The 10672-nt window shown below is 73.7% G+C and carries 7 protein-coding genes and 2 pseudogenes; 6 read left to right on the forward strand and 3 right to left on the reverse strand.

Going from position 1 to position 10672, the window contains the following annotated elements; genetic code table 11:
• A pseudogene (locus ACH01S_RS41280) lies at positions 1-654 on the reverse strand (two-component sensor histidine kinase); the annotation flags it as partial.
• Entirely contained in the window at positions 651-1391 is a 741-nt protein-coding gene (locus ACH01S_RS41285) for a response regulator transcription factor (RefSeq protein WP_067905725.1), read from the reverse strand. The gene ACH01S_RS41285 and the pseudogene ACH01S_RS41280, both read right to left, overlap by 4 nt.
• Positions 1392-1505: 114 nt before the next feature.
• Between ACH01S_RS41285 and ACH01S_RS41290 the strand changes: the two genes are divergently transcribed.
• Genes ACH01S_RS41290 through ACH01S_RS41300 form a run of 3 tightly spaced genes read left to right on the forward strand, consistent with a single transcriptional unit; the run spans position 1506 to position 4065 of the window.
• Positions 1506-2861, forward strand: a complete 1356-nt coding sequence (locus ACH01S_RS41290; protein ID WP_067905726.1) for a ferredoxin reductase family protein — start codon at positions 1506-1508, stop codon at positions 2859-2861.
• A 12-nt stretch (positions 2862-2873) separates the two neighbouring features.
• Positions 2874-3293 carry an FMN-binding protein gene (locus ACH01S_RS41295; protein WP_067905728.1) on the forward strand — a complete coding sequence of 140 codons (420 nt, stop codon included), beginning with the start codon at positions 2874-2876 and terminating at the stop codon, positions 3291-3293.
• Positions 3286-4065 carry an FAD:protein FMN transferase gene (locus ACH01S_RS41300; protein ID WP_218010582.1) on the forward strand — a complete coding sequence of 260 codons (780 nt, stop codon included), beginning with the start codon at positions 3286-3288 and terminating at the stop codon, positions 4063-4065. Before ACH01S_RS41295 ends, ACH01S_RS41300 begins: the two co-directional genes overlap by 8 nt.
• Positions 4066-4131: 66 nt before the next feature.
• Here the strand turns inward: ACH01S_RS41300 and ACH01S_RS41305 are convergent, their stop codons facing one another.
• On the reverse strand, positions 4132-6777 hold the full coding sequence (locus ACH01S_RS41305; protein ID WP_067905732.1) for a bifunctional acetate--CoA ligase family protein/GNAT family N-acetyltransferase: 2646 nt from the start codon (positions 6775-6777) through the stop codon (positions 4132-4134).
• A 236-nt stretch (positions 6778-7013) separates the two neighbouring features.
• Between ACH01S_RS41305 and ACH01S_RS41310 the strand changes: the two genes are divergently transcribed.
• From ACH01S_RS41310 to ACH01S_RS41320, 3 genes and pseudogenes are all read left to right on the forward strand, one after another.
• The gene (locus tag ACH01S_RS41310; protein WP_083981737.1) at positions 7014-8390 is read left to right on the forward strand and encodes an amino acid permease; all 1377 of its coding nucleotides are present in this window, start codon (positions 7014-7016) and stop codon (positions 8388-8390) included.
• A gap of 12 nt (positions 8391-8402) precedes the next feature.
• Positions 8403-9611 carry an arginine deiminase gene (locus ACH01S_RS41315; protein ID WP_067905733.1) on the forward strand — a complete coding sequence of 403 codons (1209 nt, stop codon included), beginning with the start codon at positions 8403-8405 and terminating at the stop codon, positions 9609-9611.
• Between the two features lie 210 nt (positions 9612-9821).
• Positions 9822-10672, forward strand: a pseudogene (locus ACH01S_RS41320) (AAA family ATPase); the annotation flags it as partial.

Consider the following 10672-nt stretch of genomic DNA (forward strand, 5'->3'; position numbering starts at 1 on the left):
AGGGACCCGCTCGGGCATCGCCACCTGACCACTGGCCAACGGCCGCTCAGTGATCCGCGACGCGGTCGCCGCCACCCGCCGCAACGGACGCAACGTCAACCTGACCATCACCGCCGCCGCGACCCCGGCGGCAGCGAGCACCACCGCGAACACCACGACCTCGACCAGCACCACCCGATGCAAGGTGTCCTCGGCAGGCTGCAACGGCAGGCCGGTGATCAGCACGTCGCCGTCATCGCCGGGCACCGCCGCCATGCGGTAGTCGTCCAAGGCGGACAGGGAGAGAGATCGTCCCCGGCCGTCGGCGGGCAGGTCGGCCAGGGCGCGGCGGTCGGCGACCGTGAGGGGCACCGCCCGGTCGGAGTCGCCCCGGATCACCGCCGCCTCCGTCACCTTCCGGCCGAACAGCCGCGCGCCGAACGTCCCCGACGCCTGCCCGCGGGTGTCGGGACCGTTGTCGGCATCCTTGGGCCGTTCGTGCTCCAGGCTCGCCGGGAACCGGCCGCCCGACGCGGTGAGCTGGTCGTCCAACCGTCCCACCAGGAACCTGCCCAGCGCCGTCGTGGTCGCGATCCCGACCGCGAGGCAGCTCAGCGCCAGCAGCAGGACGAGCCCGGCGGTCAGCCGGGCCCACAACGTGCGGGGGCCTTTCACCGGTTCTCCGATTTCAGGACGTACCCGACACCCCGGACGGTGTGGATCATCGGCGGACGGCCCGCGTCGATCTTCTTGCGCAGATAGCTGATGTACAGCTCCACCACATGCGCCTGACCACCGAAGTCGTAATTCCAGACCCGATCCAGAATCTGCGCCTTGCTCAGCACCCGCCGCGGATTGCGCATCAGGAACCGCAGCAACTCGAACTCGGTCGGAGTCAGGTCAACGGGCTGCCCGTCGCGGGTCACCTCCCGCGCGTCCTCGTCCATGGTCAGCGCGCCGACCGTGATCAGACGGGTCGCGTCGGCCCGGCGCGTCATGCCCGCCCGGCGCAGCAACCCGCGAAGCCGGGCCAGCACCTCTTCCAAGCTGAACGGCTTGGTCACATAATCGTCGCCGCCCGCCGTAAGCCCGGCCACACGGTCCTCGACGGCGTCGCGGGCGGTGAGGAACAACACGCACACCTCCGGCGCCTCCGCCCGCAGACGATGCAGAACGCCCAAACCGTCGATGTCGGGAAGCATCACGTCCAGCACCACGGCGTCCGGACGGAACTCCGCCGCGACCGCGAGCGCCTCCGCGCCATCACCGGCGGTACGGACCGTCCACCCCTCCAACGCCAGCGCACGAGACAGCACCTCCGCCAGATCAGGCTCGTCGTCCACGACAAGAACCCGGACAGGCGTGCCGTCGGCTCTCCGCAGGCCCGCGACTTCGGAATCACGATTGGTCATGGTGCCGCCAGCATCCCTCTCTCACCTGTGTGTTTCCTCTGAGAAGGCTCTGAGGGCGCCTGTTCTCCATGATGTCAGAGGAAACACAGAAATCGCGTTGGCAGGGTGGCCGCCATGACCACTACCAGGTACGACGTCATGCGGCCCGCTCCGCCCGCGCGGCGGTCGGCGCGCGTGCCGTCCGGGTGGCCGCAGGTACTGATCTACATCGGCGCGGCGCTGGTGCTCGGGCTGTGGTGGCGGAGCACCGGCTCGATCGTGGGCCTGGACGGCTGGCTGACCGAGGCCGGACGCGTCACCGGCCTGCTCGCGGGCTACGGGTGCGCCGTCCTGCTGGCGCTGATGGCGCGGATCCCGGCACTGGAGCGGGGGGTCGGCACCGACCGGCTGGCCCGCTGGCACGCGGCGGGCGGACGGTACACCCTGGGCCTCGCCGCGGCGCACGCCCTGCTGATCATCTGGGGGTACGCCGTGACCGCCCGGACGAACGTCGTCAGCGAGACCACGACCGTCGTCCTCGACTATCCGGAGATGCTCAAGGGCACGCTCGGGTTCGTCCTGCTGCTCGGCGTCGGGATCACCTCGGCCCGGGCGGCGCGGCGGCGGCTCCGGTACGAGACATGGCACTACCTGCATTTCGCGACCTATCTGGCGATCTTCCTGGCGTTCTCGCACCAGCTCGCCAACGGCGCCCAGTTCGCCGGAGACGCCTGGGCGAGGGCCGCGTGGTACGCCCTGTACATCGGGGTCGCCGTCGTCCTCGTGTGGTTCCGGTTCGTGACACCGGTCGTGCGCGGGCTGCGGCACGACCTGCGGGTGGCGGCCGTCGAGCCCGTCGCGCCCGGCGTCGTCTCGGTCTACATGACCGGGCGCGGCCTGGCCCGGCTCGCCGCCGAGCCCGGCCAGTTCTTCCGCTGGCGGTTCCTCGCGCCCGGCCTGTGGTGGACGGCCAACCCCTACTCGCTGTCCGAACCGCCCCGCGGACACCGGCTCCGGATCACCGTGAAGGCCGCCGGGGACCACAGCGCTGCCCTGGCCCGGCTGCGTCCCGGGACCCGGGTGTGGGCGGAGGGGCCCTACGGCGGGTTCACCGGGGCGCGGCCGCACCACGACCGGTCCCTGCTGATCGCCGGAGGCGTCGGCATCACGCCGCTGCGGACGCTGTTCGAGACCCTGCCCGGCGACGTGACCCTCATCTACCTCGCCCGCCGCCCGGAGGACCTGGCGCTGCGCGACGAGCTGGACGCCGTCGCCCGCGTCCGCGGCGCCCGCGCCCTCTACTACGTGGACGAGCCGTCCGGGTACTCCCTTCCGCTGACCGGGCGGGCACTGCGGGCGGTAGTCCCCGACCTGCGGCGCCGGGACGTCTACCTGTGCGGGCCGCCCGGCATGACGGCGGCGGCGCTGCGGGCGCTGCGGCAGGCGGGCGTCCGGCGCCGCCACGTCCGCACCGAATCGTTCGAGCTCTGAGAGGCGGTGCCCATGCGCCGAATGCTGATCACGACGGGCGCCACCCTGGCGGGCGTCACCCTGCTCCTCGCGGCGAAGCCGCACCGCGCGGCGGTCGTCGCGACGCCGCCGCCCGCCCCCGGCGGCGGCCCGGCGACCCGCGCCGCCGGTCCCGCGGACGGCGCCTTCCGGGGAGACAGCGTCGACACGAAGTACGGACCCGTCCAGGTCGAGATCACGATGTCGGGCGGCCGCCTCGCGGCCGTCCGGGTCCTTGAGTCCCCGTCGGAGAGCGGGCGGGACAGGGAGATCGCCGCCATGGCGCTCCCCCGCCTGACCCGCGAGGCGCTCGCTGCGGGCAGCGCGCGCATCGACGCCGTCTCCGGCGCCTCCTACACAAGCGAGGGCTACATCACGTCCCTGCAGAGCGCCCTGGACCGCGCCCATGGATGAGCCGATCCGCCATGTCGAGCACGCGATGGGCACGGTGTTCTCCTTCGTCGTCCGCGCGCCCCGCTCGCCGTCCGTGCGCGCGGCGCTGGCGCGGGCCGTCGCGTGGCTGCACCACGTGGACCGCGTGTTCTCGCCGTACCGTCCCGACAGCCAGGTCACGCGGCTGGCCGAGGGCCGCGCGGACCTCGGCGCGTGCGATCCCGAGGTCGCCGAGGTCCTGCGGCTCTGCGCGGAGATCGGGCGCGCCACCGGCGGCGCCTTCACCGCCGAACCGGGCGGCCGCCTCGATCCGAGCGGGCTCGTGAAGGGGTGGGCGATCGAGCGGGCGTCCGACATCCTGTACCGGGCCGGTGCGCGCGACCACTACGTGAACGGCGGCGGCGACCTCCAACTGCGCGGGGAGGCGGCCCCCGGCGAGCCGTGGCGGATCGGGCTGGCCGACCCGCGCGACCCGGCCCGGCTCATCGCCGTGGTCCCGGGACGCGACCTCGCCATCGCCACCTCGGGCACCGCCGAGCGCGGCGCCCACATCGTGGACCCGCGCACCGGGCGTCCCGCCACCGGCCTGGCGTCCGTCACCCTCACCGGACGCCACCTCACCGAGGTCGACGCGTTCGCCACCGCCGCGTTCGCCATGGGCGACGCCGCGCGGGCATGGGTGGAGGCGCGGCCGGGGATCGAGGGCCTCGCCGTGGCGGCGGACGGGCCCGCATGGCGCACCCCCGGCTTCCACGGCCTCGTGGCGGCGGAACGCCGCTCCCCCGCCGGGTGACCCCAGCGGCCGTGTCCGCGGAGTGCCCGGTAGCCGGACGGGGCTATGTCGCACGGCGCGTTCCCCTCAACGGAGGCGGCGCAGGTAGGGGTCCCACGACCGGTGCGGCGCGACGCGGACGCGGGCGTCCACGGCCACCACCCCGTCCGGCCGGACGATCGTGGGGTTGAGGTCGAGCTCGGCGATCTCCGGACGGTCGGCCACCAGCCTCGACAGCCGGAGCAGCGCGTCGCGCAGCGCCGCGAGGTCGCCCGCCGGGCGGGCCGGATGGCCGAGCAGCAGGGCCGACAAGCGCGGTTCGCGTATCAGGTCGTCGGCCCCCTCCTCGGTGAGCGGGGCCAGCCGCGCGGACCGGTCGGCCAGCGCGTCGGTGTCGATGCCTCCGGCGCCGAAGACGACCACGGGGCCGAACACCTCTTCCTGGACGGCGCCGCACAGCACTTCGACGCCGTCGTCCGCCATGGCCTGGACGACCACGCCCTCCAGGTCGTCGCCGAACCGCTCGGCCAGCCACCGGAAGGCGTTGCGGACGTCCTCGTCCCCGTGCAGGTCCAGTTGCAGGGCGCCCGCCTCGGTCTTGTGGACGACCCCGGGGACGTGCGCCTTCAACGCGACCGGGCCGCCGAGTTCGCGGGCCGCCGCGGCAGCCTCGTCCGCGGACCGCGCCCACCGCCACGGCGCCAGCGGCAGCCCGTAGGACTCCAGCAGCCGGAAGGCGTCGACGGGCGGCAGCCATCCGCCGTCCGGGGAGCCGGCCAGGAAGCGGGCGGTGATGCCCGCCGCCTCGTCCGGCCGCAGCCCGGGCGGCGCGGGCGGCGCGCCCGCCGGGACCCCGCACCGCCGGGCGTGCGACCAGGCGTGCGCGAACGCGCGGGCCGCGTTCTCCGGGTAGGCGTAGCACGGGACGCCGTCCTCGGTGATCGCGACGGTCTCCGGCTGCCCGAGGACCACGGCGGCCAGCGGCTTGCCCGTCCCGCCGCCGAGCGCTCCGCGCAGGTCGCCGAGCGCGGTCGGCGCGATCAGCGCGAGGACGGCGTCGACCGCGTCGTCCCGCGCGACCAGCTCGATGGCGCGGCGGAACGACTCGGGCGGCACGGCGGCGCTGGTGTCGACCGGGTCGGCGACCGCCGGGCAGCCGGGCAGCAGTTCCGCGAGGCGGCGCCGCGTGGCCGCCCCGAGGACGGGGACGGCGAGCCCGGCGTCGGCGCAGGCGTCGGCGGCCAGCACCCCGGCCCCGCCCGCGTTGGACACCACCGCCACGCGCGGTCCGCCCGGCGGCGGCTGCGTCGCCAGCAGCGCGGCGGCGTCGACCAGCTCGCCGAGGTCGTCGGTGGCGACGATCCCGGCCTGCTCGAACAGCGCCCGGCGGGTGAGCTCGGGGGTCGCGGCGGCGGCGGTGTGCGACGCGGCCGCGCGGGCGCCGGGCGCCGACCGTCCCGCGAGGACGGTCAGCAGCGGCATCCGCGCGGCGACCCGGCGCGCGGTGCGGGCGAACTTGCGCGGGTTGCCGAACGACTCCACGTGCAGGATCCCGAGCCGGGTCGTCTCGTCCGACTCCCACCACATGAGGAGGTCGTTGGCGCTGACGTCGTACTTGTCCCCGACCGAGGCGAACGAGGAGACCCCGATGCCGAGCCGCGACAACTGCTCCAGCAGCGCGATCCCGACACCGCCCGACTGCGTCACGACGCCCGCCCGCCCGGGGGCGGGATGGCGGGCCCCGAACGTCGCGTCCAGCCCGAGGTCGGTGTTGGCGATCCCGAGGCAGTTCGGCCCGACCAGCCGCATGCCGTGCTCGCGGCACACCGCCAGCAGGTCGCGGCCCTGCGCGGCCGACAGCCCGGCGCTGATCACCACGAGCGCGGACGCGCCGAACCGCCCGCACGCGGCGGCCACCCCCGGCACCGACTCCGCGGGCACCGTGACGACCACGAGGTCCGGCGACTCGGGCAGGTCGGCGAGGGACGCCACGCACGGGACCCCGTGCAGGTCGGGCCCCGGGCAGTGCGGGTTCACCGCGTAGACGGCCCCCTTGAAGCCGCCCGCGACGATGTTGCGCAGGACCTCGGCGCCGACCGTCCCGGTGGTGCGGGACGCGCCGACGACCACGACCGTCCGGGGGCGCAGCAGCGGCTCCAGGCTCGCCACGTCCGCGCGCCGTTCCCGCTCGGCCACCGCGTCCAGGTACCCCTCGTCGACGGCGAGCGGCAGCGTCAGGTCCACGACGCCGCCGGACGCGCGGCGGCGGGCGGGCATCCCGGCATCGGTGAAGACCCGCAGCATCGCGGTGTTCTCGGCCAGCGTGTCGGCCCGGAACGCCTGGATCCCGTTGGCGCGTGCCAGCGACCCGAGATGCTCCAGCAGCAACGTCCCGACGCCCCGGTGGTGCATCCGGTCGGCGACCGCCATCGCGACCTCCGCCTCCCCCGGAACACCGGTCGGCTCGTACTCCGCCACGCCGATCAGGTCGCCGTCCAGCCACGCGCCCAACGCGGCGTGGTCGTCGCCGTCCGGGCGGCAGACCCGTTCGGCCACCGCGCTCGCCATGCCCCGGTTCAGGCCGAAGAACCGCAGGTAGAGGCTCTCCTCGCTCAGCCCGACGTGCAGCGCGCGCACCGCGTCGCGGTCCGTCGCGGCCAGCCGCCTGATCTCCACCTGCGTTCCGTCGGTCAGCAACGCGAACGCCCGCGCGCCGGAAGGGCTGTCTGTCATGCCCTCAGGATCGAACGGGCGGGACGCGGGGATCAGCGTCCCAAGGTCACCGGCCGCGGGGACCTTCGTCCCACACCTTCGCCTGTCACCCGGCCCGGCCTCCGCCGAGAGGCGGGACCTTCGTCCGCCGACCTGGGGACGGACGGCCGGCGCCCAGGTCAGGCCCGCGGTGATCGGCTAAGGAATGCGGCGCCGCCGCGGCTTGACGAGGAGCACGATGCGAAGGAGGCCCTGCCATGAGCGTGCGACCGGCCCGCCGGAAGCTGGGGTTGTGGATGGCCACGGCCCTGGTGGTGGGCAACATGATCGGGTCGGGTGTGTTCCTGCTGCCCAGCTCGCTGGCCGAGTACGGGCCGATCAGCCTGGTGGCGTGGGGATTCACCGCGGCCGGGGCGATCCTGCTGGCACTGGTGTTCGCGCGGCTGTCCCGCGCCTACCCGCGGACCGGCGGCCCCTACGCCTACGCCCGCAGGGCGTTCGGCGACTTCGTCGGGTTCCAGACGGCGTGGGGCTACTGGATCGCGGTGTGGGCCGGGAACGCGGCCATCGCGGTCGCGTTCGTCGGATACACCGCCCACTTCTGGGGCGAACTGGCCGACAACAAGGTCCTGGCGGCCGGGGTGGGCGTGGCGACGATCTGGCTGCTGACCGCCGTCAACGCCTACGGGGTCCGGCAGGGCGGCGCCGTGCAGGTGGTCACGACGGTGATCAAGCTGGTGCCGCTGCTGCTGATCGCGGTCGGCGGGCTGTTCTTCGTCAAGTCCGGCAACTTCGGGGAGTTCAACGCCAGCGGGGACAGCGCGTTCGGCGCGGTGACCGGCGCGGCTGCGCTGACGCTGTGGGCGTTCATCGGGCTGGAGTCGGCGACCGTCCCGGCCGAGGACGTCCGCGACCCGGAGAAGACCATCCCGCGCGCAACCGTCGCGGGGACGGCCCTCACCGCGCTGATCTACATCCTCGGCACCGTCGCGGTGCTGGGCCTGGTCCCGGCGGCGGCGCTCGCGTCCTCCACCGCGCCGTTCGCCGACGCCGCCGACGCCGCGTTCGGCGGCTGGGCCGCCGACCTGGTCGCGGCCGGGGCGGCGATCAGCGCGTTCGGCGCGCTGAACGGGTGGATCCTGCTGCAGGGCCAGATCCCGCTCGCCGCCGCCCGCGACGGCCTGTTCCCCCGCGCCTTCGCCCGCACCGGACGCGGCGGCACCCCGGTCGTCGGGCTGGTCGTGTCCAGCGTCCTGGTGTCGGGGCTGATGCTGCTGAACTACAACGCCAGCCTGGTCGACCAGTTCACGTTCATCATCCTGCTCGCCACCCTCACCACCGTCATTCCCTACGCCTACGCGGCCGCCGCCGAGCTGGTGCTGCTGGCGACCGACCGTCCCGCCTTCTCCCGCGGGCGCCTGACCCGCTCGGCCGTCGTCGCGCTGCTGGCGTTCGCGTACTCGGTGTGGGCGATCGGCGGCGCGGGCCAGGAGGTCGTGTTCAAGGGCACCTTGCTGATCTTCGCCGGGATGCCCGTCTACGCCTGGCTGAAGTACCGCGACCAGCGCGACCCCGCCCGCGCGGTGGAGACCGCGCGGGCCGACGAGTCCGAACCGCCCGCGCAAGCCGCCTGAAAGGAACGTTCCGTGTTCAGTGTCTCCTCCGAGGTCGGACGGCTGCGGCAGGTCCTGCTGCACCGTCCCGACCTGGAACTGCTCCGCCTCACCCCGGACAACAAGGACGACCTGCTCTTCGACGAGGTCCTCTGGGCCAAACGCGCCCGGCAGGAGCACGACGTGTTCGCCGACGCGCTCCGCGAACGCGGCGTCCAGGTCCACTACCTGTCCGACCTGCTCGCCGAAACCCTCAAGAACGAAGAGGCCCGCACCCAGATCCTTGACACCACCACCTCGGAGACGGCCCTCGGCCCGACACTGGCCACGCCGGTCCGCGACGCGCTGGACGGCATGGACCCGGTCGACCTCGCACGCCACCTGATCGGCGGGGTCACCAAGGCCGAACTCGGCCTGGCCGTGCACAGCCTGCTGCTGTCCGCCCTGGACGACGGCGACTTCGTCCTGCCGCCGCTGCCCAACCACCTGTTCACCCGCGACCCGTCCGCCTGGATCGGGCGCGGCGTCACCCTGCACCCGATGGCCAAACCCGCCCGCCGCCGCGAGACCGTCCACCTGGACGCCATCTACCGCCACCACCCCATGTTCACCGGCGGCGACATCCCCCTCTGGTACGCGGGCGCCGACTTCGCGCTGCCCAGCATCGAAGGCGGCGACATCCACGTCCTGGACGAGGGGCTGGTCCTGATCGGGATGAGCGAGCGCACCACCCCGCAGGCCATCGAACTGCTCGCCCGGCGCCTGTTCACCGCCGGGACGGTGCAGCGCGTCATCGCCGCCCAGCTGCCGCGCCGCCGCGCCTTCATGCACCTGGACACCGTCCTGACCATGGTCGACCGCGACGCCTTCACCCTCTACCCCGGCCTGCCGCCGCTGCGGTCCTACACCCTCACCCGCGGGAGAGGCGATGAGGTCAGCGTGCACGAGAACGAGGCGCTGTTCCCCGCCATCGCCCGCGCGCTGGGGGTGCCCCACGTCCGCGTCCTGACGGCCGAGCAGGACGTCCGCGCCGCCGAACGCGAGCAATGGGACGACGGCAACAACGTCCTGGCCGTCGAACCCGGCGTCGTCGTCGCCTACGAACGCAACGTCACCACCAACACCATGCTCCGCCACCACGGCATCGAGGTCATCACCATCCCCGGCGGCGAACTCGGCCGCGGCCGCGGCGGCCCCCGCTGCATGAGCTGCCCGCTCCAACGCGACGAGGTGACCCCGTGAAAGACCGCCAGTAGCGCCTCCCGGACCGTACAGGGCCCCGTTTCCGCAGGTAAGAGCCGAAAGACCGGGTACGGGACGGTGGGGGTAGAGAGCCATGAAACGCCTGACCGTCACACCGGGCACCACGATCGCCGAAGCCGCCCGCCTGCCGAACGCCCACGGCGCCAAAGCCCCGCCCGTCGTGGCCCGTCGAGCCCGCTTCCCGAGGGCGTGAAGCCGGTGGAGGGCGCCGCCGTCACCGAGACCCACATCGGCGTGGTCGTCTTCGTCGGCGACCGCGCCTACAAACTGAAAAAGCCGGTGAACCTGGGCTTCCTGGACTTCAGCACCCGCGAACTACGCGAACGGGCCTGCCACCGGGAGGTCGAACTGAACCGGCGCTTCGCCCCCGACGTCTACCTCGGCGTCGCCGACGTACACGCCCCCGACGGACAGGTCTGCGACCACCTGGTCGTCATGCGCCGGATGCCCGCCGACCGCCGCCTGGCCACCCTCGTCCGCAACGGCGCACCCGTCACCAACGCGCTCCGCGACACCGCACGCACCCTGGCCTCCTGGCACGCCCGCGCCCCCCGCACCCCCACCATCAACGCCCAAGGCACCCGCGACGCCCTCCAAGCCCGCTGGAACGACAACATCCACCAAACACGCCCCTTCCACGGCGACACCATCACCCCCCAAACCGCCACCGAAATCGAACAACTCGCCACCGAGTTCCTCGCCGGACGCCAACCCCTCTTCGACGCCCGCATCACCGACGGCCGCGTCATCGACGGCCACGGCGACCTGCTCGCCACCGACATCTTCTGCCTCGACGACGGCCCCCGCATCCTGGACTGCCTGGAATTCGACGACCACCTCCGCAGCCTCGACGGCCTAGACGACGCCTGCTTCCTGGCCATGGACCTCGAACGCCTCAACGCCCCCGACCTCGCCGAACACTTCCTCACCTGGTACGCCGACTTCGCCGCCGACCCCGCACCCCCCTCACTGCGCCACCACTACACCGCCTACCGCGCCTTCGTCCGCGCCAAAATCGCCTGCCTACGCCACACCCAAAG

Origin of the sequence: Actinomadura chibensis NBRC 106107 (assembly GCF_001552135.1) — a bacterium.
Classification (GTDB): domain Bacteria; phylum Actinomycetota; class Actinomycetes; order Streptosporangiales; family Streptosporangiaceae; genus Spirillospora; species Spirillospora chibensis.